This window comes from Vallitaleaceae bacterium 9-2, assembly GCA_038396585.1.
Lineage (GTDB): Bacteria > Bacillota > Clostridia > Lachnospirales > Vallitaleaceae > UBA1351.
On the sequence record CP121691.1, the window covers coordinates 61341 to 86647 of the forward strand.

General features: G+C 36.4%; 18 protein-coding genes. 16 read left to right on the forward strand and 2 right to left on the reverse strand.

Going from position 1 to position 25307, the window contains the following annotated elements:
• Positions 1-168: 168 nt before the first annotated feature.
• The 9 genes from QBE53_00320 (at position 169) to QBE53_00360 (ending at position 13154) form a co-directional block, all read left to right on the forward strand.
• Entirely contained in the window at positions 169-2256 is a 2088-nt protein-coding gene (locus QBE53_00320) for an AraC family transcriptional regulator (GenBank protein WZL81586.1), read from the forward strand.
• 212 nt (positions 2257-2468) lie between these two features.
• A complete protein-coding gene (locus QBE53_00325; protein ID WZL81587.1) occupies positions 2469-3380 on the forward strand; it encodes an ABC transporter permease subunit in 912 nt (303 codons plus the stop codon).
• Between the two features lie 16 nt (positions 3381-3396).
• Positions 3397-4293, forward strand: a complete 897-nt coding sequence (locus tag QBE53_00330) for a carbohydrate ABC transporter permease (protein WZL81588.1) — start codon at positions 3397-3399, stop codon at positions 4291-4293.
• Between the two features lie 39 nt (positions 4294-4332).
• A complete protein-coding gene (locus tag QBE53_00335; GenBank protein WZL81589.1) occupies positions 4333-5907 on the forward strand; it encodes an extracellular solute-binding protein in 1575 nt (524 codons plus the stop codon).
• Between the two features lie 88 nt (positions 5908-5995).
• The gene (locus QBE53_00340) at positions 5996-7732 is read left to right on the forward strand and encodes a DUF2264 domain-containing protein (protein ID WZL81590.1); all 1737 of its coding nucleotides are present in this window, start codon (positions 5996-5998) and stop codon (positions 7730-7732) included.
• A complete protein-coding gene (locus tag QBE53_00345; protein WZL81591.1) occupies positions 7710-8843 on the forward strand; it encodes a glycoside hydrolase family 88 protein in 1134 nt (377 codons plus the stop codon). The genes QBE53_00340 and QBE53_00345 overlap by 23 nt, the downstream gene beginning before the upstream one ends.
• Before the next feature lie 141 nt (positions 8844-8984).
• Positions 8985-11390, forward strand: coding sequence for a hypothetical protein (locus QBE53_00350; protein ID WZL81592.1), 2406 nt, complete (start codon positions 8985-8987; stop codon positions 11388-11390).
• Between the two features lie 117 nt (positions 11391-11507).
• Entirely contained in the window at positions 11508-12515 is a 1008-nt protein-coding gene (locus QBE53_00355; GenBank protein WZL81593.1) for a uroporphyrinogen decarboxylase family protein, read from the forward strand.
• A gap of 15 nt (positions 12516-12530) precedes the next feature.
• Entirely contained in the window at positions 12531-13154 is a 624-nt protein-coding gene (locus QBE53_00360) for an AraC family ligand binding domain-containing protein (protein ID WZL81594.1), read from the forward strand.
• 219 nt (positions 13155-13373) lie between these two features.
• Here the strand turns inward: QBE53_00360 and QBE53_00365 are convergent, their stop codons facing one another.
• On the reverse strand, positions 13374-14816 hold the full coding sequence (locus QBE53_00365) for a sulfatase (GenBank protein ID WZL81595.1): 1443 nt from the start codon (positions 14814-14816) through the stop codon (positions 13374-13376).
• Positions 14817-14938: 122 nt separating this feature from the next.
• Between QBE53_00365 and QBE53_00370 the strand changes: the two genes are divergently transcribed.
• The 5 genes from QBE53_00370 to QBE53_00390 all read left to right on the forward strand — a co-directional run bounded on the left by QBE53_00370 (position 14939) and on the right by QBE53_00390 (position 20020).
• Complete coding sequence (locus QBE53_00370; GenBank protein ID WZL81596.1) at positions 14939-15802, forward strand: AraC family transcriptional regulator; 864 nt, start codon at positions 14939-14941, stop codon at positions 15800-15802.
• Positions 15803-16044: 242 nt separating this feature from the next.
• Positions 16045-16965 carry an ABC transporter permease subunit gene (locus QBE53_00375; GenBank protein WZL81597.1) on the forward strand — a complete coding sequence of 307 codons (921 nt, stop codon included), beginning with the start codon at positions 16045-16047 and terminating at the stop codon, positions 16963-16965.
• Positions 16966-16979: 14 nt separating this feature from the next.
• The gene (locus QBE53_00380) at positions 16980-17894 is read left to right on the forward strand and encodes a carbohydrate ABC transporter permease (protein ID WZL81598.1); all 915 of its coding nucleotides are present in this window, start codon (positions 16980-16982) and stop codon (positions 17892-17894) included.
• A gap of 52 nt (positions 17895-17946) precedes the next feature.
• Entirely contained in the window at positions 17947-18582 is a 636-nt protein-coding gene (locus QBE53_00385) for a DUF624 domain-containing protein (GenBank protein ID WZL81599.1), read from the forward strand.
• Positions 18572-20020 carry a sulfatase-like hydrolase/transferase gene (locus QBE53_00390; protein WZL81600.1) on the forward strand — a complete coding sequence of 483 codons (1449 nt, stop codon included), beginning with the start codon at positions 18572-18574 and terminating at the stop codon, positions 20018-20020. Before QBE53_00385 ends, QBE53_00390 begins: the two co-directional genes overlap by 11 nt.
• A 12-nt stretch (positions 20021-20032) precedes the next feature.
• On the opposite strand, the gene QBE53_00395 is transcribed toward QBE53_00390, so the two are convergent.
• Positions 20033-21064: a uroporphyrinogen decarboxylase family protein gene (locus tag QBE53_00395; GenBank protein WZL81601.1), complete on the reverse strand. Its 1032-nt coding sequence runs from the start codon at positions 21062-21064 to the stop codon at positions 20033-20035.
• Positions 21065-21216: 152 nt separating this feature from the next.
• Between QBE53_00395 and QBE53_00400 the strand changes: the two genes are divergently transcribed.
• Both QBE53_00400 and QBE53_00405 read left to right on the forward strand, forming a co-directional pair.
• Positions 21217-22077 carry an AraC family transcriptional regulator gene (locus QBE53_00400; protein ID WZL81602.1) on the forward strand — a complete coding sequence of 287 codons (861 nt, stop codon included), beginning with the start codon at positions 21217-21219 and terminating at the stop codon, positions 22075-22077.
• 49 nt (positions 22078-22126) lie between these two features.
• A complete protein-coding gene (locus tag QBE53_00405; GenBank protein ID WZL81603.1) occupies positions 22127-25249 on the forward strand; it encodes an alpha-mannosidase in 3123 nt (1040 codons plus the stop codon).
• Positions 25250-25307: the final 58 nt, after the last annotated feature.

The following is a 25307-nucleotide window of genomic DNA, read 5'->3' on the forward strand; positions in this document are numbered from 1 at the left end:
GCAGGGTCACACCACACATTTAGTAGTAACAAAAAAGCCTCAGTAGCTTCGTCAGGGAAGTCTGTAGAAAGGGATCAGAGTAATAATCTATGGATAAAGCAAATATATTGTGGTATAATCATTACCAAACATTAGCTAAAACTATAAAGCATTATCGAGGATTCTATCATGCAAAAGGTACTGATTACCAGATATAAGTACAGAAATATAATCGTACTATTATTATTTTCATTAATTCTTACAATTATTTTCACATTTACAATATACAACTTAATAAATATAAATAATTCCAATCGGAAAATAGTTACGGCAGAAAGTCAAGTTCAAATCAAAAATTTTGAAATATCGTTGAATCTTTCTAGGCAACTTGTCAACTCTGTCAGATACACGCTAGAGGCAGAAAGATGGGCTGAATCCGCTGATTTTTCGTATGAGATGCATTCATTAATAAAATTTATGGAATTAGTGAATAAGCAGCTAAGTGTTTTGACAACGGGAGAATGCTATATAGGTGCTTGGAAATTGAACAGTGAAAATCCATCTATTTTTTATAATGGAGCAACCATTAGTGAAGAAAAATTGTTTGAGGATGTTCTTGGTATTGAATACGCCTTAAAAGAAGATGTGATTTCAAAATTAAAAAAAACAGGCGAGCATATTCTGTTTTTTGATGAAACCCAAATACATAATAGCTTTATAAAATTATATTATCAGCAATACTCTGGAGGAGAAATTATATATTTCACCTTGATACCCTATAAAGTCTTAAATATAGATGATGCATTGTGGTATCTAAAATATAATAATAGACTTATTGGCACTAGTGATATCGAGCTATACCAAAATAATATTGATGATAATAGGTCGCAGACATTTCAAAAAATAACGTATAGTGAAAATTCAGGACATGGATTTCAGTATACATATGTAAAAGAAAGTATGGCACTTTATTTTCTCGTTTTTGTTATTTCCATCGTTATCATCATAAGCGGAATTATCCTTTTTTTAATCTTGAAGATTATGTCTATTGTATATGAGCCGATTAATCGTATAGTTAATGACGATAGCAAAAGCATAGATGAGATAAAATTATTTCAAGAAAGTATAGTAGAAGTTAATTTCTTAAATAGTAAGCTAGAATCTATAAAAAATGATATTAGCGCAAAAACACAAGAGAGAAAGTATTTTAATTTACTTATTGGCCTTAGAGAAGATATTGATTATAATATTGATCAGTTTTGTGTAAGCATTTTAGAATTTGATAATTTTGAAAATAGTGATAATGTATTTTATATAAAAAATGATCTTCAAGCATATGCAAGTAAAGATGATAATATTATTTATATTCATTTAGATAAGTCGCGTATATTGTTTATACATAAAGTGATGACTTATTCTGAGGCAGAAAAGCAACTTACGCATTTATTACATAGTTATGTTGCGAATGTAAATATTAAGATTGCGCTTACAGACGTCTATGATTCAATTAATCAATTGCCTATTGCGTACGAGTTTGCAAACAAAATCTTAAATTTTAAATACCATTTCCAGGAAAAGGATATTATTTTATTTAGTGATATTTCAAATATTATAGATGATGAATATAATTTTTCGGTTAACGTTGAATATACTTTAATCCATAAAGTGCTAAATGCGGATAAAACAGCAATTGATATTTTTGATAAATTTTTGCGGGAAAATATGAAGAACCAGAGTGTCTCAAGTAGCACAACGGAAAAGTATATATTGACACTTATAAATATGGTAAATAGGATATTTGCAGAATTAAAAATCTCTTCCTTAGATTTAATAGGTTATGAGATTTCTTTTACAGAATGGCAATGCATGAGAGATAATCCGAATATCATTAATATTATTCGCAATACACTTATTGATATAATCTCTAGTTTATCAGAGAAGAACACATCGGGAAATTTAGAAAGTGCTGAGAAAATATTGGATTATATCCATAAAAATTATATGAAAGATATAATGCTGGTTGATATAAATACGGAATTTGGATTATCTCCACAAAGAGTTCATACGATTTTTAAAGAGGAATTAAATACGAACTTTAAAACATATCTCAATGAATATAGAATTAATATAGCGCAACAACTTCAAAGAGAAGATAAAAGTATCAAGACGACAGAGTTATCGGAGTTAGTTGGTTTTAACAGTTCCACAAGTTTCATAAGAGTGTACAAAAAACACGTAGGCTTATCACCACAGGAGTACCAAAAAAGCCTCAAATAAAGGAGGAATCAGCAAAATATTTTTTGTTGATTGCCTAAAAATTGTGTATAAAAAAAAGCTTACCATTTTGAGTAAGCTTTTTTTATTTTGGAGAGCGTCAATGATTTTGTATAGTCGATAAATATTGTCGATATTAAAAACGAAGAAGGTGTGCTAAATTTAAAATGCACTTTTGTGAGGTACAAAAACGATTAAAGAAAAGAGGTGTTTTATTGTCAAATAGTGTAATAGATAGAATAAAAAAGACGGATTGGCAACTGATAATATTATTATTGCCAGGTCTTATATGGCTGGTTATGTTTGCGTATATACCCATGGCAGGATTAAAAATGGCATTTTACAATTATAATGCATTTGCCGGATTTGATGGAAGTGTGTTTGTGGGACTAAAAAATTTCCAACAGTTGTTTCAAGGTCAAGATTTTTTGAGAGCATTTAAAAATACCTTACAAATTGGAGTGTTACAACTAATCATATGTTTTCCATTCTCAATATTTTTGGCGATTTTAGTTACAGAAATGCGAAGTAAGTTTTTACCAAAGATAACACAAACAGTTACGTTTTTACCTTATTTTGTATCTACTGTTGTCGCTTGTGGAATTGTCATAAGCTTTTTATCACCAAGTACCGGAATTATAAATTTATTATTAAACAAACTAGGGCATGAATCAATTTATTTTATGGTCGATCCTAAATATTTTAAAGGTATCTATGTTACCATGATGCTTTGGAAAACGGCGGGATTTAATGCTGTGGTATATATTGCAGCCCTGATGGGAATTGATCCTAGTCTTTATGAGGCAGCAGATGTGGAAGGGGCAACCCGAATGCAAAAAATAAGGAAAATTACCTTGCCTTGTATTGCACCAACGATATCTGTAATGTTAATTTTAGAGCTGGGTAGAATAATGAAAGTCGGATATGAATCCATACTTTTGTTATATCAACCGTCAACATATTCAACAGCAGATGTTATAGGAACGTATACCTACCGATTAGGTATAGTACAAAATAATTTTGGGTTATCAACGGCTGCGGGATTATTTGAGTCCGTAATTGCGTTAATAATGGTTATTGCAGCAAACCGAATATCAAAAAAATTATCAGAATCATCAATATGGTAGAAAGGAGAAAAAAGTCTTGAAGAGAAAAAAAAGAAAAAAGATTAAGATAAGACAAAGTGATATGATTTATACTATAATAACTAGACTACTGGGAATAATCATTGTGTTTTTATTCTTCTTTCCACTATGGTATATAGTTATTGCATCCTTTAGTAGACCCTATTATGTTATCAATGGGGATGTTATTTTATGGTTTAAGGAGTTTACGCTTGGTGCATATCAACAAGCTTTCCAAGCTAAAGGTATTTGGCGAGGCTATGGAAACAGTGTGTTTATTACAGTATTTGGTACAGTAACCAATATGATCTTTACAACAACACTTGCTTTTGCTTTATCAAGAAAAGAGCTACCCTTTAGAAAGTTTTTTAACTTTTTCACAGTATTTACTATGTTGTTTACTGCTGGGATGATTCCATTATATCGAACACTCATGAACTACAATCTTATAGATACTTATTGGGGAAATATTATTGCTTTTGGAATCAATACATTCAACGTGATTATTTTAAGAAGTTTCTTTGAACAAATACCAAATGATTACTTTGAAGCGGCAAGAATAGATGGTGCAGGAACGTTTAGAACTTTTTTTAAAATTGTATTGCCGTTATCAAAAGCTTCATTAGCTACAGTTACTTTATTTTATGCGGTTAGTCGATGGAACGGGTACTTTTGGTCATCCATTATTTTAAAATCAGAGTCCAAGCAACCCCTACAAGTACTTTTAAAGAAACTCTTAGTTGAGCAAACAGATTTAATGGACTTAGCACAGCCGGTAACATCAGCTTCATTATATGCACCAACAACGATAGCATATGCAATCATTGTTATTTCTATATTACCAATGATTTTAATATTCCCATATATTCAAAAATATTTTAAAACGGGAGTTAATCTTGGTGGCGTCAAGGGATAGCTTATACTCAATACTACATATAATAAGAAGGAGATTATTATGAAAAAAGTCTATAGAAAAATATTAAGTTTAGCATTGGTAACATTTTTGTTGTTTGGAATGACTGCTTGTGGCGAGGCAGATACAACACCGGATGCGAGTGAAACATCAAAAGAAGAAACTGTCCCAGAACTTACAGTACATGGTATGTGGGATAGTTCGCAAATACTTGATTTTAGTACTCCGGTATTGCAAGAAATACAAAAACAGGCAGGGGTAAAATTGGTAAATACTGTGCCTACAAGTGCAACAGACGTTGACCAAACTTGGACACTTATGATGTCAACGCCAGACCAAATGCCAGATATTATTATTAACTCTCAAATATCTAAAATGGAAAAATTAGGTATGGATGGAGGACTTATTTCCTTAGAAAGTTTAATCGAAGAGCATGCGCCAAATATTCAAAAAATATTTGAAGAACATCCGGAATTGTTAGCAGCTTCAACAGCGGCAGATGGACACATCTATCATGTGGCTAGTATGAAGGAACTTAAGACCTCAACAACTTGGGTAATTCGACAAGATTGGATTGATAACTTAGGTTTAGAAACACCGGAAACAATTGATGATTTATATAATGTTCTATATGCTTTTAAATATGAAGATCCAAATGGAAATGGTGAGCAAGATGAGCAACCGTTTATAAGTAGACTGTCAGGAAAAGATTTTACGAATACATTTTTAAGCCTTTTTGATTCAAGTCTACAATTAATGGTTAGAGATGGTGTGGTTATGTACGATCCATTAGGCGAAGATTTTAAGTATGGTATGGAGCAAGCTATAAAGTGGTATGATGAAGGGATTATTGATCAAGAAATATTTACACGAGGAAAAGAATCAAGAAATGTAATGTATGGTGAAAATAAAGGTGGATTTATTTGTGATTGGATTCCTTCAACGGTTCAATATAATGATAGCCTTGCAGATACGATTCCCGGATTTAAAAATGTTGCGTTAGCGCCACCAATTGATCAAAATGGAAATCAAAAAGTTAAATGGTTAACGGCTCCATATGCAGGACCTGGAATTTCTTCGAACTGTGAAGATCCAGTAGCTGCGATTAAATTCATTGACTTTATGTATAGTGATGCAGGTAGAATGCTAGACGGTTTTGGTATAGAAGGTGATACATACACAATTGATGCGGATGGCAATCCACAATTTACAGACAAGGTCAAAGGCTATGAAGGCGGTATAGGTGCTGGTAGAAAAGCACTTGGTATGATGGCAAGATTAGGGTGTATTGACTCGATTGAGATGGAATATGCGGGAATATTTAATACGTTGGCACAAGAAGGTATTGAAATGCATATGGCTAACCCACAATGGTATCCTCAAGATGAGTATTTGAATTTCCAATTTAAATATACAGCTGAAGAAAGCCAAGAGATTGCAATCATTCAATCGGGTCTTGATGCATACGTGGCTGAAAAAACCACAAGTTGGATATTAGGCAACGGTGACTTTAATGCAGAATATGAAGACTTTGTGAATGAAATTAAGCAAAGAGATGTGGATAGATTAATCGATATATCTCAAGCTGCTTATGATAGAGTTGCTAAATCAAATTAAGAGATAAAACCAATAGAGAGAAGGTCGATCGGACTTCTCTCTATTTTAAAGTATACGTAAAACATCAATTCTAATCAGGAGGTTAAAGGTGTATAACAAAAAATATTATCATAAAATATTTACAGACTTAGTCGAACCATTGATAAAATATTATAGCTCTGAAAATGCAAATTTAGTTCTTGGTACAACGGCAGCAGCCTATGGAAATGACATTGGAAAAATGGAAGGATTTTCAAGAATACTGTGGGGCTTTGTACCGTTTTTATATGGAGGAGGCTCCAATGATGAACTTCTATCGATCTATCAAAATGGATTAAAAAATGGCGTGCGTCAAGACTCAAAAGAATATTGGGGTGATATATCTGATTTTGATCAGAGAATGGTAGAGATGGCGGCAATCAGTTATGCCTTATTAATGTTACCTGAATATTTTTGGGAAGGGTTGGATCAAGAGGCTAAAGAAAATCTTTCAAAATGGTTATATACGATTAATTTATACGATATGCCTAAAACAAATTGGCAATTTTTTAGGGTATTGACAAATCTAGCTTTAAAAAGTGTAGGAGAAAACTACAGTAAGGAACAGATATCAAAAGGGGTTGCATTATACGAATCTTTTTATTTGGGTAATGGTTGGTATTCTGATGGAGATAGACCTCAAAAAGATTATTATACTTCGTTTGCAATACACTATTATTGTTTGTTATATTCAAAATTTATGCAAGATGAAGAGCCAGACCGATGTAGTTTATATAAAGAACGAGCTTCTTTTTTTTCAAAAACGTTTATCTATTGGTTTGATGATGAAGGAAAATCGATTCCTTTTGGCCGTTCATTGACGTATAGATTTGCTGAGGTTTCGTTTTGGAGTGCATGTCTATTGGCCGAAGTGCCGACTTTTTCTGTGGGAGTTGTTAAAGGATTAATAACGCGACACTTAGAGTATTGGTTACGACAACCTATTTTTGATAATGGAAAAATATTAACGGTTGGATATACGTATCCAAACTTATTAATGTCGGAAAATTATAATTCAACAGGTTCACCATATTGGGCCTTTAAAGCCTTTGCCTTTTTAGCCTTAGACGATAAACATGAATTCTGGAAATGTGCAATAGAGGCATTGCCAACGGGTGATGCGGCGGTACTGATTAAAGAATCGAATATGATCATAACAAAATCTCCATATGATGTGAAGGCATTAACATCCGGACAGTATCCTTCTAAAAATTTCACCCATTGTGCAGAGAAATATTCTAAATTTGCCTATTCTTCTGCCTTTGGATTTTCAGTGCCCCGTTCATATTTTACCTTGGAAGAAACCGCTCCTGATAGTATGCTGGCATTTTATGTGAATGGTATGTATTATGTGAGAAGAAAATGTAAAAGTTATACCTTAGAAAAAGATAAAATTGTGTCCATTTGGTCGCCATGTAAAGATATAGAGGTTGAGACAACGTTAATTCCGACAAAAAATGGACATGTTCGAAAGCATAAGGTTACCAGTAACATTGAGTGTGTTGCTTATGATAGTGGATATTCGTACCCGAAAAACAGAACAAAAATTAAATACATGATAGATGATAAGTTGTCTTGTGTTTATGATGAAAACGGAAAAAGCCAGGTCAAATCGACGATGGGTAAAGCAATGGTAATAAATCCTTCGCCCAATACGAATTTAGTATTTCCGGTTACGAGTATACCATCTATTGAAATTAAAATTGGAATAGGCGTTACAAAATTTGAAAGTGTTGTAGAAACGGACTTTACGATGAAAGGTGTTTATGTTGGAGGCGATTGTTATGAGGTACGAGATGAACAGTGATGATAAAATGTATTTAGAGAATTTCTATAAAAAATTAGAAAGAAAACTTTCGGTGCAATGCGATAGATTAGGAAGTATTATGCCTTATACCACAGAAAACGGACAGTATTTTGATATGGGACAAAGGCATTTAGAGGCTTGGACCAACGGATTTTATTGTGGCATACTTTGGCAAATGTATCATGCGACGAAAAAAGAAAAATATAAAGTTAATGCAGAAAAAATTGAAGAACGATTAGATGAAGCATTAACAAAATTTGTGCATCTAGACCACGATGTAGGGTTTCAATGGTTACATACTTCGGTAGCGAACTATAGATTAACAAATAATGAAAAATCCTTAGAAAGAAGTCTACATGCAGCAAATATTTTAGCAGGTAGGTTTAATACACAGGGAAATTTTATCCGAGCTTGGAACGATTCAGAAAAGATGGGAATTACGATTATTGACTGTTTAATGAATTTACCGCTTTTACATTTTGCTTTTAAAGAAACGAATAATTATGCCTATAAGCATATTGCGATTTCTCATGCGGACATGGCTCTAGAGTATTTAATACGTCCAGATGGTTCTTGTCATCATATTGCAAAATTTGATGCCAAAACAGGAGCTTTTATTGAAAACTTAGGTGGTCAAGGCTATGGTCTGAATTCTTCTTGGAGTCGAGGTCAAGCTTGGGCAATTTATGGGATGGCTTTAGCATATAGGTATACAAAGGATGAAAAATATTTAAATGCTGCAAAAACGTGTGCAGCGTATTTTTTAGCAAATATAGCCTTAAATGATTATATTGCGTTACTTGATTTTAGATCACCTAAGGAGCCTAAGTATATTGATACAACAGCCTCTGCCTGTGCAATATGTGGACTGTTGGAGATTGCTGAATTTGTCCCGGAGCTAGAAAAATCACTATATGTAGAGTCTTCATTAAAATGCATAAAAGCGTTAGAAAAATATTGCTGTTTTGATGTAGATAAGGATTCAATACTATCGTATGGATCGGCGAGGTATGATCGATCATCAGATAGAGAAGTTCCAATTATATACGGAGATTATTTTTTAACGGAAGGAATTTTAAGATTATTAGCTAAAGATTTTTTAATATGGTAATACAAAGTACTCGAAAGCAAATACTTCTAAACATTTTACATTAAACTAAAGGTTTTTTATATATACACCCGAGAATAATCATAATATATTGGAAGAGTATATGGGTAAGCAATAATACAGATATATCTTGGGAGGAAAATTATGGAAAAAACAATGGAGTTATTAGTCATTCATCATTCACATACCGACATTGGGTATACAGATCGACAGGAGAAAATTGAGTGGCACCATATTAAGTATATTGAACGAGTTATTGATATTCTTAATGCGCAGGCGCCCAATCAACAACAGGAACCCTTTAAATGGACGTGTGAAAGTTTCTGGTGTGTAGAAAAATTCCTAGATAATACAACGCAAGAATATATTGATGATTTTATCAAATATGTGAAGGAAGGAAAGATAGGTGTATCCGGCAACTATCTTAACTGCACGGATCTATTACATGAGACGATACATCAACAGACGCTCCACAAAGCTGTAGAAAAAATGGATGGCTTGGGATTAAACCTAACATGTGCAATGACGGCAGACATCAATGGTTATGGATGGGGGTATCCAGATGCCTTGTTGGATGAGGGGATTTCTAACTTTTATTCAGCATTACATACACATCATGGGTTTTATCCGACGAATAAAAAACAACGACCGTTTTTCTGGGAAGCACCAAGTGGAAGAAAAATTTTGGTGTGGCTAGGGGAACATTATAATATTGGAAATGACTTGGGGCTTGTACAGTCCAACATTGGAAATTATATGGTTAGGGATGGTCTGCAAAATGAAAAGATTCCACCGTTTGAACTAGCAGAACAAAGAATCTATAGATATGTTGAAAAGCTACGTGAAGATGGATATGCTTATGATTTTGTTCCGATTACAGTATCAGGACTTATGACAGACAATGCGCCGCCTAACGAGGCCATCTATAACTTTATTCAAGCATTTAATGAGAAGCATGGCAAGGCAATAAAAATTAAAATGGTCACGCTAGAAGAATTATTTGCCTATGTCCGTAAGCATGAGAGCACAATTGAAACGTTTAAAGGTGACTGGACAGATTGGTGGGCAGATGGGATTGGTTCAACGCCCAATACCGTTAAGCACTATCGACAAGCACAGAGAAAATACAACATCTGTGAACGGCTTGATCCAAATCGAGAGATTATTGATCCAGATGTTATGGAGACAGCAAGGTACAACCTAATGTTCTACTCCGAGCATACATGGGGATACTCTTCATCCATTATTGAACCATGGCATCCACAAGTGAATAATCTAGATCAAAGGAAGAATATGTATGCGAGCTTAGCGGATGAAGCGACAAGTCGCGCCATAGATCAACTCAACGCATCCTATGGTGAAACAGAGGTGCGCATGAATAACGATTACCGTTTTAAGGTGATTAACCCTCATGACGTCAAGGTATCTGAGATTGCAAAGGTAAACTTAGAGATTCTTTTTTCCCATGAATGCTTTGATATTGTTGAAGAAGAGACAGGACATATCGTGCCCTATCAATGTGTAAGAATCCCTCGTGGTTTTGAAATTAATTTTTTAGCACAATTAGAACCAAAACAAATGAAAACGTATCGTGTTATTGAAAAAAAATCACCGTCACTTCATGCACCGGGTATGTCGGCAAATGACGGCAGCGATAGAATCGCTGACTTATATGCCCCAACAAGCGATTGTCCATTAAAGGTAACACCTTATCAATTAGAGACACCGTATTTTTCTATGGCATTTGATGAAGAGGATGGCATAACTTCCTTGGTGAATAAAGAAACGATGTGTGAACTTATTCATGAAGAGAAAGAATATAACGTATTTACACCAATCTATGAGGTCACACCTTATACGCTAGACCCATGCGAGCAAAGACGAGTGATGGGACGTAACCGAAAGGATACCGGCACCCAACGGCATGCAGGAAAGCTTAAGAAGATAGAGGTGCTTGAACAAGGTGATGTGTTGGGACGCCTAAAGCTGTCCTATGAATTACAAGGGACAACATTATGTGACGTTATTTTAACGGGGTATATGCATCTGCCCAAAATTGATGTTGAGCTAAGAATACATAAGACGAGTGTGTGGGAACCGGAAAATCTGTACCTGGCATTGCCGCTTACAGCCGGTTTGGAAGAAGAAATATGGATGGACAAGTCTGGCGTGGCTTTTCGCCCAAGAGTTGATCAATTGCCGGGAAGCTGCATAGATTTTTATAGTATTCAAAATGGAATTGCTATGATTGGAAAAGATGCATCCATCATGGTGCTTACGCCGGATACTCCATTAGTTTCCATGGGAACGATAAAAGCGCATCCTATAAAATTAGCAAAAGAAGCCCAGGTGAACAATGTGGACTTTATATACTCATGGGTGATGAATAATTTTTGGGAAACCAACTTCAAAGCATCCCTAGGTGGATTCTATCAATTTAACTATAGCATAGTATCCACTAAACACACACAACCGGAAAAATGTTTTGCTTTAGCCAAAGCGATGAATGACTCGGTTCTAGCCTTTCATATGTTTGATGTAAAGTATTAATCAATGGTGAGCGAAATCCACAAGTTCATGAGCGAATATCTTAAATGTCAATCAAGCGCCAATGCTATACTGCTAATATGAAAAAAATAAAGTTAGCTATGTATTGGAGGTAATCAGATGACATCAAGAGAATTAGTATATCAAGCGTTGGAATTTAAACAGCCAAAGCGGGTGCCAAGGGATTTGTGGATTTTGCCTTGGGCACAGGAGAATTATTCGCAAGCATTGCAAAGGCTTAAAAAAGAGTATCCGAGTGACTTTACAGGAGCACCGGGATATTGCTTAGAGCAAGATATAGCAAAGGGAGACCCCTATGCAGTTGGAGAATCTGTGGATGCATGGGGGTGTCGATTTATCAATTATCAAAAAGGGATTATTGGTGAGGTTAAGACACCGCTTGTTTGTGGAGAAAACTGGGAAGACGTGGATAATGTTCATATCCCCATAGAATGGTTGACCATCGATGAACAAAAAATTAATGCGTTTTGTAGCAGTACGGACAAGTTTGTTATGGCAGGATGTTGCCCGCGGCCCTTTGAGCAGCTACAGTTTATTCGTGGAACACAAAATCTATTTGTTGATTTAATGTTATTGCCAGAAGGCTTGCTTGAGTTTATGAAACGCATGCATAAGTTTTACTGTGAACTTCTTGAAAAATGGGCAAAAACAGATGTCGATGCGCTAATGATTATGGATGATTGGGGGTCACAGCAAAGCTTGCTGATCAATCCAAAATTATGGATTGAGTTATTTAAGCCCATGTATAAGGATTATATTGATATCGCTCATCGACATGGGAAAAAAATATTTATGCATTCAGATGGATATATCCTTGATATTTTTCCACATCTTATTGAGCTAGGATTAGATGCGATTAATTCGCAAGTCTTTTGTATGACACCCAAGCTTTTATCCCAATATCAAGGGAAAATAACCTTTTGGGGAGAGATTGATCGACAATATATCTTACCGTTTGGAACCGAAAAAGAAGTTGAACAAGCGGTGCACAGTATTAAGGAATATCTTTACCATGGCGGTGGCTGCATAGCTCAATGTGAGTTTGGCCCCGGTGCAAAGCCTGAAAATATAACCAAAGTCTTTAAAACATGGGATGAGATTAGTTGAGTTAGGATGATGTGTATGAAAAACTTTGAGCCACTTCTAAAAATATGCCAACAAGACATAAAATTCAATACGGTTGGAATTCGAATTCTTGGAATCCATGATATGGATAATGGAAGTCAATGGAAAGTTACAAGGCATCGACATACTTTTTTTGAATTGCATTATGTGATTAAAGGGCATGTACATACACGGATGGAAGAACAGGAATATAAAATAGAAGCCGGTACCTATTATATTATTGCTCCACAAACGTATCATTCACATAAGCAAAAAGAAGACTCCTCACATATTGGAGTGGCAATCCGTTGGGAGTTCACCAATGAAACTATCGAGACAAAAGAGCTAGCATCAGCACTTGAACAAGCCTCTTTGGAGCCTATAGCAGAAGATGCAAACATGCATGCATACATAGCGAGTCTTTTAAAAACAGGCGAAGCAAACAAGAGCATGTCCGAAGTACAGCTTTTAGTATTGCAAATTGTTTTTCGCGCAGCAGCCCAGCAGCAACGAGAAGATGCGATGGACTACTCCATGTATAAAAAGCGACAGCATGATCATATAGTCAATCAAGCTCTTCGCTTTATCGAAGAAAATTATATGCAAGACATATTGGTTGAGGATGTAGCCCATTCAGTGTAAATGAGCTATAGTCAACTCTCAAGGCTTTTTAAAAGATATGTTGGAACTTCGGTCAATCAATATATCAATGCATATCGTATTGAAAGGGCAAAAGTCCTGCTTAAGACGACACCTTATGAGATTCGAAGAATTGCAGAAGTTACAGGCTTTAATAGCGAGTATTACTTCTGCAATGCTTTTAAAAATCATATGGGGATTGCGCCAAGTAGATATAGAAAATTATAAATATTTATCGCGTAATTTTTGTGCGCCTGCACAGCGATTGGTAGACTCTAGGCGCTTGATGTAGGCCTCAAGATCTGTGCGAGTATGAAAAGGACCGCCTTCACGCATGACTGTCCACATCGGATCGGTGATGCCCGGATTTTCAAGTAACAACTCTTCTTGCCAGTCTAAGATTAATTTTGCGCCTTGAGCGCAAATATCTGGATGTGCATCTTTTACATCATATTGCTCATAGGGATCATTTTTTAAGTTATATAGCATTTCCTTATCAAACAGATGGTAGCCATCATGTATGGTACGCATATATAGCCAATCTCCAAATCGAGCACTGCGTTGACACACATGCGCATTTTGCGAAAGAATTAAATAGTCTCTTGTAGCGTCGCCGCCATTAAAGACAGAAGCATAGCTCTTGCCATCCCAGTGGGAAGCGCTATCGACCCCTAACATCTCCGAAAGCGTTGGCAATAGGTCTAAATTATAATGGAAGCCGGAGTCAATTTTACCGCCGATGACACCGGGCCACTTGATAATCATAGGAATATTACAAGTAGCTTTATCGGCGGTTCCATGTTCTGCATAGATGCCTAGTTCACCCATATTTTCTCCGTGATCAGAAGTGATAATAATTGCAGTATCTTCATAGATGCCTAAGGATTTTAACTTATCAATGACTTGACCGACGATATAATCGGCATATAAAATTCCAGTATCATATCCATTGAGAAACTTAATAAAGGTATCATAATCTTCGCAACTGCCCGGTTGTCTAGGAAAATTCCCAACATTATCGTCATACATTCCTGTTTCTAAAATTGAATGTGGACCAACATGGGACTTGTGTGCTTCAAAAACTTCAGGAGTTAACCACGCTTTTATGGGGTCATTTTTAAAAGGGTCTCCAAACTCTTGAGGTGCGCGATAAGGGGTGTGAGGATCCCAGATATGAAAATGCAGGTACCAGTTATCGTCTGAACCTTTACGTTCTAACCAATCAAGGGCTGTAGGCAAAACCTGCTCGCCGGATTCACTTCCACAACCGCCTTGATTATAGCATTCGTTAAGACCTGCATTAAACCACCACATGGAGTGGCGCTCAGGAAAAGTACTAATTGAAGCCGTCTGCATTCCGGCTTTTCTAAAGATATTGTGAAAATTATCCACATCGACATAGTCTTGAAAGGAGCGGTCAGCACCAGAGAGACGGCGGTCGGCTGCTGTTCCTCCATGGCCGACAGCACCATTTTTAAATCCAAACATTCCACTGATAAGTGCCGCCCTAGAAGGTAGACAAGGAGCGTTGGATGTATAATAATTGTCAAAGCGGATGCCTTCATTACAGAGTAGGTCGATGTTAGGGGTTGTTTTTCTGTGATAACCATAACAGCTCATATGGTCAGGTCTTAAAGTATCGATATCGATAAATAACAGTCGCATAGGTAATCTCCTTTACATAATAATATTTGATGTTATACTCATACTATAGTAAGATGCATAGCGAAAAAAGGTAGTAAATCATAAAAAAAATAGCACAATATTCATATTATCGAGGTGAAGTGATGATGAATAAAGTTCCAAAACACCAATTTATTGATATTGGGAAAAAACGTTTGCCGGTATGGATAACAAAACAGTATAGAAATAAAAATGATACTGGATTTGAAATGCATTGGCATGAAGCGATTGAGTTTTACTTTGTCTTACAAGGTGCAGTGGAAGTCTTTTGTAACAAAGAACGGGAGTGGTTATATGAAGGGGATACAGGTTATATTGGATGGTGTGAGGTACATAATGGCATGGATTTTTTAGATGGGACAACGTTCTTGACGGTTCAAATTGATCTGACAGCGTTTGAATATGGAGAAGATGAAGAAAATCCATTTATTGATGTATATAAACACGTTCCGACATTTATCAAAAATGATGAGCAATTAAGAAGGATTGCACAACAACTTCAAACCCTTAATGCAAGAGATGACGAGGCGAGTTACTATAGGGTTAAGGGTGTTATCTATCAATTAATAGGCTATCTTTTAGAGATTCGAACCCAAAATAACCAGCATCAATTAGTGGGTAATAAACAATCAGAAAAGCTCGTAAGAGAAGTCGTGCGGTATATAACCTATCACTTTAACGAGCATTTGTCGCTCATGCAACTTAGTAAAGAAATCGGAGTGACACCGCAACACTTGAGTATGATTTTTAAAAAACAATCCGGATTAACATTGCATCAATATATCAATAAATATCGATGTTATAGAGCGTTGACACATATGGTTAATGGGATGACCTTTTCCCAGGCAGCCTTTGAGGTGGGATATAATGACTATAACTATTTTTCAAGAGCGTTTAAAAAAGTATTTGGAATGTCGCCGCGTAATTATATAGAGGGAATGCAGGCGTATAAAAAGCGTGAAAAATAATAGGCATATGTGGAATATGTTGAAAAAAAGTTCGAGTATTTGTTATGAAAAAGTATGTTTTGAAAATATCTAGTGAATATATATAAAATCAAGCAAATAAATCCATATATACTAACGAAAAATACAGTAATGTGAATTTTTTACAGTGAATTTAAACAAATGCAACTGGCAGGAATCTCTAGAAAAAGTATAATTGTAGATAGATCATCAGTTTCACATATCTATATTTAGGAGGTTTACATATGCTGTATAAAATGAGGAAAAATTTACCCTTTTTACTAATGGTATTACCAGGGTTTATTTGGTTATTAGTCATTAAATATTTACCAATGGCAGGTGTTGTCATTGCATTTAAAGATTTTCGCTATTATCCCGGAGGATTTATTAACAGTTTGCTAAAAAGTGAATGGGTTGGCTTTGACAACTTTAGATTTTTGTTTGCATCCAACGATGCCAAAGTAATCATTCGAAACACGTTAGGCTATAATATTATATTTATTATTACAGGAACTGTTCTTGCGGTATCCTTTGCAATTATGCTTAATGAGTTGACGAATCACCGCTTAAGCAAAATTTATCAGACGAGTATGTTCTTTCCGTATTTTTTATCGTGGGTCATCGTATCTTACTTCGTCTTTACTTTTTTGAGTATAGATAAGGGTGTAGTTAATAATATTTTGGTAAGCATGGGGCGAGAACCGGTGTCTTGGTATTCAGAGACAAAATGGTGGCCGTTCTTCCTAGTATTGATTAACAACTGGAAAAATGTAGGGTATTCTACCGTGTTTTACTTAGCAGCAATTGTAAGTATTGATAAGGCTTATTATGAATCAGCGATGCTTGATGGAGCAGGAAAGTGGAAACAGATTATATACATTACACTTCCCCATTTAAAACCAATGATCATAACCCTTACCGTCTTAGCTGTAGGTCGGATTTTCAATGCGGATTTTGGACTGTTTTATAATGTGCCCAAAGAATCCGGACCACTATTTCCGGTAACGAATGTTATTGATACATATGTATATCGTGGACTTATGAAAACAGGTGATGTTGGAATTACAACCGCAACAGGGCTTTTGCAATCAACAGTTGGTTTTATAATGATTATGCTTACTAACGCAATTATACGAAAAGTAGACAAAGAAAACAGCATTTTCTAAAGAAGGAGGTTATTATGTTCGCAAAAAGAAAGAGAAAAAATTTTCATCAGATATCAAGAGGACCAGAAATTGCCATTGCTGTTTTTTTTGGATTATTTTCACTAGCATGTTTTGTTCCGTTTTTACTTGTGATCGTGGCATCATTTACGGATGAAAGCACATTGATACAAAATGGATATACGCTATTTCCCGAAAAATATAGCTTGAACGCATATATTTATATTTTTAAAGTAGGAAAACAAATCTTGCGCTCTTTTGGTGTAACCATCTTCATTACAGTTATAGGTACAACACTTAGCTTGATTGTAACGTCGTTTTATTCTTATGCACTGACAAGACCAAAGTTCATCTTCCGTAAGTTTTTTAATTATGCAGCATTTTTTACGATGCTCTTTACAGGGGGATTGGTTCCGACGTATTTAGTAGTTACACGTGTTCTTGGCTTAGGAAATACAATTTGGGCACTGATACTTCCGCTATTAATGAATGCGTTTTATATTATTGTTATGCGTACATTTTTTAAAACAACCATACCGGAATCTATTATTGAAGCGGCACATATTGATGGAGCGGGTGAGTTTAGAACGTTTTTAAAAATTGTCGTTCCTATTTCCCTGCCATCCATTGCAACCATTGCGTTATTTACGACATTGGCGTATTGGAATGATTGGTTCCAAGCGTTACTATATATTGACTCGGCGGAATATATGCCTATTCAATATTTGATGATGAAAATTGAAAGTCAGATGCAGTTTCTCATCCAAAATGCAGATGCAATCGGAAGTAGTGCAATCTCTATTGCAGATTTACCGGCAGAGACCCTAAGAATGGCGATTGTAGTTATCTCAACGGTTCCGATTGCCTGTGCCTATCCCTTCTTCCAAAAGTATTTTGTTAAGGGACTGACTGTAGGCTCTGTAAAAGGATAGATGCACAGATTAGGAGACAAGGCAATGCAGTGTCAACGATATAGGAGGCATTATGAAAAGTGTATTTTCGATTGATGGCATAATGTATAAATGGGGAATGGCAATGATTGATGCCATCTATATGAATTTATTATGGATAGTGTTTACCTTGATTGGTCTTGGATTTACGGGGGGAGCGGCAACGGTTGCCTTAATGACTATGTTTAAAAGGAAGAATGAAGGCAAGGGAAATATTGGCTTTCATTACTTTTTTGAAGTGTTTAAGCAAAAGTTTCACATAGCAACAAAAGTTTGGCTGATTATGCTAAGTTGTATAGCGGTTATTTTAATTAACTTAACCCAGATGGATCGCTTGACGCGTATTTTTAGCAACCCGGTTCTGTTGCTGATCATCTTTGCAGTGCAGTTTACGCTGTTGATTCAAATTATAGCAACCACCACATATACGTTGATTTTGTTGGCATATAAATCAGGGACCATTAAACAGTTGTTTTTTGAAGCAACGGTGATGGCTTATCAATTTTTAGGAACGACAATCACACTTTTGGCACTGTTAAGTGTACTTGTGTATGGAAGTGTTTTTGTACCAATTTTTAATTTTGTAGGCATTAGTGTATTTAGTATTATTGCTATAAAAATGCTAAATACAAAAATCATCATAAAAGAGGAGGCACATCATGACGAATGAAAACATTCTTCTAATTACAACAGATCAACAGCGCTTTGATACAATACAAGCGCTTGGAAATAGGCACATTTTCACACCCCACCTAAATTATCTTGCGCAAGAGGGAATTGCCTTTACCAGAGGCTATGCAGATTGCCCGGTATGTGTTCCGTCAAGGACAACGATTATGACAGGATATCGAGGGTTTGAGTCTGGTGTGATTAGTAATGCGGATCATGAAAGCTTTATGAAAAAAATAACGGCAAAAAAAGCAACACTGCCGGGGATTTTGACAGAAAATGGATATCAAACAAAAGCCGTTGGAAAAATGCATTTTACACCGGCACGGGCAAACTATGGATTTGAGGATATGATATTGCCCCTTGATTATATGCGTGAGTATGATAAGAAGCAAGATCAAGCAAAACCGAAGGCGCATGGTATGGGTGAATGCCCATCGGAGCCGGGAATTTCAACGGTGCATGAAAATGACAGTATGACCCATTGGATTGTAGAAAAATCCATTGATTTTTTAGAAACCAGAGATACCACGCGACCTTTTTTCTTGTGGACAAGCTTTACAAAACCCCATCCTCCGTTTGATCCTTGTCTCAATTATTGGACGTTGTATCAAGATATTGATATTCCAGGACCGACGTATGGAGATTGGTCCCAAGATATTGAACATACGCCTCAAGGATTTTTAGCCGGGTCTTATGAAAATACCAATATGCACCTGCATACGAAGGAACAGATTAAGGTGATTAAAAGAGCATACTACGCACTGATTACGCAGATTGATTACTCTCTAGGTCGACTTTTTGGCGCGCTACGGGAGAATAATCTTTTTGAAAATACATGGATTGTGTTTGTCTCTGATCATGGGGAGATGCTAGGAGATCATCATGCGGCCCAAAAAAATCTATACTTTGAAGGATCGGCACATGTTCCGCTTATTATTCTTCCACCAACATCCAGACAGGAATTAAGAAAAGGGCAAAAAATAGATCGTATGGCAGAGATGGCAGATATCTATCCAACAATTCTTGAGATGGCAGGGATAGAAGCGACAAGCGAAGCGATGGGTGGGCGAAGTCTCTTTAAGGTCATGAACGATGATGTGGATAGAGTCTTCTATGGTAATACCCTTAATACGAATTTTTGCGTCATGAAAGATTACATGAAGTTAGTATATTCAAGACGAGGCGATCATTATCTATTATTTGATATGCAAAACGACCCGATGGAGGAACGTGACTTATCAACAGACCCACAGTACAAAGCGACGTATGAAGAATTAAAAACCTTATTATATGAACACATAAAGACAACCGTTCCACAGGTATTGGATGATACAGGCGAGCTTATTATTCTACCTGCACCATCATATCCTGGACAAGCCCAATCACGGTGGTTTGGCTTTCACTATAAAGACTACAGTATTGATACCTTTCATTAAGTGCTTGTGCACTTAGGAGAGTAAGATACCGGTAGCTGCTTCAGATAAAGCGGTAACATTTGCCATGGAGACATCGGTCATAAGAGCCTCGTGTGAAGGGGATACGATAAATCCGGGACCAAGTTTTTCTTTTAGCTGGCGGATGGTGCGATGAATTTCTTCAGGAGTGCCGCTAGGGAGCAAATGCTGTGCATCAACGGCGCCACAAAAGATTAGCTGATCTTTATATTGCACCAATTCATCAGCACTCATTTTTGCGGCAAGGGCTTGAAGGGGATGAAGTGCATGGATGCCGGTAGCAATGAGCTTGGGAATAACACGATAGATGGAACCACAAGAATGAAGCATAACATACTTGCCATAATGATTGCCTAAGTCAACGAGCTGTTTAAAATATGGCAAAACAAAGGTATCAAAAGCCTCAGGACTTACCAGAAGATCATTTTGTGTTCCAAAATCATTGCCAAAGAAAAAGATATCAATTAAATCACCAACGGCCTCAAAGCATAAGCGGTTGGCTTCTAAGTAGCATTCAACCATTTTGTTGGTAAGATAGGCAACCAACTCAGGATGTGTATACATTTTGATAAAATAGTTTTCCATCCCTAAAAAATCGGACATATTATGAAAAAAAGGTGACCAGAATCCACCAGCTACAGCGAAACCGCGTGCTCTTGCATCAAGAAGGAGTTCACGATATTCACTAAAGTCAAGATATTGCATATTAGGCCATTCAAAGGCCTCGATGTCTTTAATTGATTGCGCATCCTTAAGTTTTCCGCCTTCCCCAAGGTGATGAAGCGCTTCTCCTTGACGAAAATCAAAGAAAGGTCTTTGGTCGGGATGCTTCCAGCAGTACTTGTCTGCCATTAACCAAACCATATCATCATTAAGGGTTTCGGATAAATCAAGAGGATGGGGCGTTGTATTAAAGTGAGCAGCTATTTTATTGGCTTGCTCATCAATAGGATTACCCTTCCAAAAAGGGGTGCGATCGGTTTGTTTTCTTTCAAATGTTGCAATAATACGTTCACGACCAGTCATATTAACCTCCATATACATGTGCTGTTTATTTTTATTAAGAGTATCAATGTTATATTGAACGTATTATAGCATTGATAAGGAAAAAGATAGGAATGAAAAAAGGTCAAAAATCTTAGAAATTAGGACAAAAGATAGTGTGGTGATGGGTGTATATGAACAATTGTTTTGATGCGGAAAGTTTTATTGAAAAGGTGTATGTACCTAGCCAAAAACCCTATAGGTATACAGTCGGAGGCTATCGGCTAACGATAGACTATCACAATTATGTGAGCTTTAAGCATATGCTATCAAACAACATCCACCGGCACAATAATTATGAGATTTGTCTATGTCTATATGGACAAGGGCGATTCATACACAACAAGGAAAGTTTTAACATATCTGAAGGGACGATTTTTATTGCAGAGCCTTATCTCTTTCATGAGATTCAGTCGTCACAAGACTCTGCGTTATATCTTTTTTTCTTTGGACTACGTATTGAAAAAGTAACGGGTGAACAGGAAGTGTCAGTGGTCGGAGATTTTATGCATAGACATAGAACAGTGGTAGAGCACTGCCAAGACTTGTTTCATTATCTGCCGCTTATTGATCGTGAGATAAAAAAAAGCCGATTGGATTTATCAGATAAGCTCCTTGAGTTATTGAGTCTGGATATGATAGAACGCTTCATTGGTTCCTCAGAAGTTGACCGGGTTCATATGGAGAGAATGCGCGAGGTTGTTATACAGGCAGATGCATATGTATCAGAAAACTTGGCGGCAAAAATTACGGTAGAGGATGTAGCAAAAGAGTGTTATGTTAGTTCAAGACATCTACAGCGGATTGTCAAAGAACAGTTTCATCAAAGCGTCGGAAAATGGATTCTTGATAAGAAACTTCACGCTGCCTGCAGTCAACTGAAAAATGGGCAGTCAGTTAAAGAAGTTGCAAAGATGTTCGGGTTTATAGATCCAAATTATTTCTCGGTAGCTTTTAAGAAAAAATATGGTATACCCCCATCAATTTATAAGTAATGGTGACTAAAAAAACAACAAATTTTATTGAGAAAAAATGAGGTAAATAATGTTTTTTGAGATTGAACGAATAAATAAGATTGTAGAAGAGTTAAATGAACAAAAATATGTAAAAAAAATTGAAGTGACAGATGTAGTTTATAAAAAAATCAAAGCGTTTTCTCCAGAAGAAGCTAGTGCACACAAAGATGCATGGTGTGACTTTGAACCGGGAGGACGTTGGGGGCGTGACAGCAAATATGCATGGTTTAAGGCATCGATAGAAATCGATGAACAGCTTGCAGGAAAAAAACTAATATATCGAGTGATTACAGGTAAAGAAGGCGGATGGGACATTCATAATCCCCAGTTCCTTGCATTTGTTAATGGAAGTTCAAAGCAAGGTATGGATATTAATCACACAGAGTTTTTACTAACGAACCATTCTAACCTTGGAGAAAGGTTTGACATTGAGCTTCAGGCATATAACGGGTCCTTAGATACGTTGTCAGAATGTGAACAGGCAGTTCTTATCCTTGATGATGCCATTGAAAAACTATACTACGATTTGCTGATTCCTCTTGAGGCATGCAAACTCCTGCCCAAGGAAGATAAAGACCGGATTGATACACTTAAATGTTTAACCAAAGCAGTAAATAGGATTGATATGCGAATTCCTTACACACAAGAATATTATCAAAGTATTCATGAAGCAACCCAGTGTCTTGAAAGAGAATATTACAGTAAGCTTGATTCTAAGAACAATGTGGTGGCACGATGTGTTGGGCATACCCATATCGATGTAGCCTGGTTATGGGATCTTGAACAGACGCGTCAAAAAGTTCGCCGAAGCTTTGCGACGGTTTTGGAATTGATGAAACAATACGATGATTATATTTTTATGTCGAGTCAACCCCAAAACTACACGTTCATTAAAGAGGATGACCCTCAGATGTATGAAGAAATCAAAGAACGTATTAAAGAGGGACGCTGGGAACCAGAAGGTGCTATGTGGGTCGAAGCGGATTGTAATTTAAGTTCAGGTGAATCCTTGGTGCGCCAAGTTTTATTGGGCAAAAAGTATTTTAGAGATGAATTTGAAAAAGAAAGCAAAATCCTCTGGCTTCCGGATGTTTTTGGATATAGTGCGGCATTGCCTCAAATATTAAAAAAATCCTCAGTAGACTACTTCATGACAACAAAAATCAGTTGGAATGAGTATAATAAACTTCCCTATGATACCTTTGACTGGGTGGGGCTGGACGGAACAAAAATATTAACGCATTTTATTACAACAGCAAATTTTGATGATTTACCTGAAAAATTTATGACAACGTATAACGGAAATATAGATGTTAACTCGGTCAAAGGAGCCTGGGAGCGATATCAGCAAAAAGATATTAGCGATGAAGTGCTTATTAGTTTTGGTTATGGTGATGGCGGTGGTGGCCCGACCAAAAAAATGCTCGAAACGGCTAAGCGCCTAGAACAAGGTGTCAAAGGGGTTCCTACAGTAAAAATGAGCACGTCGACAGAGTTTTTTGAGACGCTGGATAAGAATGTATCGGATAATAAGAAACTTCCCCGATGGGTTGGAGAGCTTTACTTTGAATATCACCGGGGTACGCTTACGAGTATGGCAAGAAATAAGCGCTATAACCGAAAGTCAGAGTTTTTATATGAAGACCTTGAATGGGCTTCATCCATGGCAAAGATTATTAATGACACACCCTATCCTACACAGATTATTGACAAAGGATGGGAGATTATCTGCTTAAATCAGTTCCATGATATCATTCCGGGATCATCGATTAAGAAAGTGTATGAAGATTCCAAAGAACAGTACGAGGAAATTATTCAAATCGGTGAGGCGACGCTTCAAAGTCGTCTTGAAAGTATAGCAAAAGAAGTGGCAACAGGTAAAAAAGCAGTGGTTGTCTTTAATTCATTGTCCTTTGAGCGCTATGATTTGGTTCGATTTGAATATCCGAATCCTGTAGTTATCTATGATGATGGACAGGAGATTGAAAGTGTCTATGAAGATGGATATGTTGCCTTTTATGGAACAATTCCGTCAAAAGGATATAAAAGCTTTGAGATAGTAGATAGAGCTCAGGTACAAGCACCTATCGATAATACGCTTATTCTTTCAAAGCAATGTTTGGAAAATCAATTCTTTAAAATTCAATTAGATGAAACAGGATGTATTGTTTCCCTTTTTGATAAAAAAGAGGCGCGAGAAGTATTGATTCCAGGGCAACGAGGCAACGTATTGCAGGCGTTTGAGGATAAGCCGCATAACTGGGATGCTTGGGATATTAATATTTATTATCAGGAAAAAATGTGGGAAATTGAAGACGTTGAGTCAATTGAGGTTGAAAGCAATAACGGATTGGAAGGGACGCTTTGTATTAAGCGTAAATTCATGAATTCGACGCTTATCCAAAGAATGCATGTCTACCGAGATATACCACGTGTTGATTTTGAAAATGATATCGATTGGAAGGAAAAACATATATTGCTTAAAGCAGCATTTCCGGTAGATATTCATACAGAAAAAGCGGCGTATGATATTCAATTTGGAAATGTGGAAAGACCAACACATTGGAATACAAGTTGGGACATAGCCAAGTTTGAGGTTTGTGGTCATAAATGGGCAGATCTATCTGAAGGTAATTATGGGGTAAGCTTAATGAACGACTGTAAATACGGGTACGATATCAAAGATCAGAATATGCGCCTTACGTTACTTAAATCACCGACGATTCCCAACGAAGATGCGGATCGAGAACGACACCAGTTTGTGTATTCTCTATATCCGCATAAGGGAGATTTTAAAATTGGTGGAACCAATCAAGAAGCATATAAATTGAATGTAGCATTGTATGTACAGCTTGTGGAAGGCGCGAGCGGAAAACTTCCGGCAAAACTTTCAGCGGTTGATATAGGTCAAGATAATGTGGTTTGTGAAGTGCTAAAACAAAGCGAAGACAAGGGATATATTCTTCGTGTATATGAAGTCCATAATAAAAGAACCCGGTGTGACGTCAAGATGTTTAAAGCATTGGCAACGGTTGTTGAATGCGATCTTGAGGAACGTGCTATTGGGGATGTAGAGAAAGTCGAGGGGCAGCAGTTTAGTTTTGAGATTAAACCTTTTGAAGTTAAAACGTATAAGATTACCTTTGCATAAGCGATGCTTCTAAATTAAAACGGTAAGAAAAAACAAGCCATCGGAATTTCCGATGGCT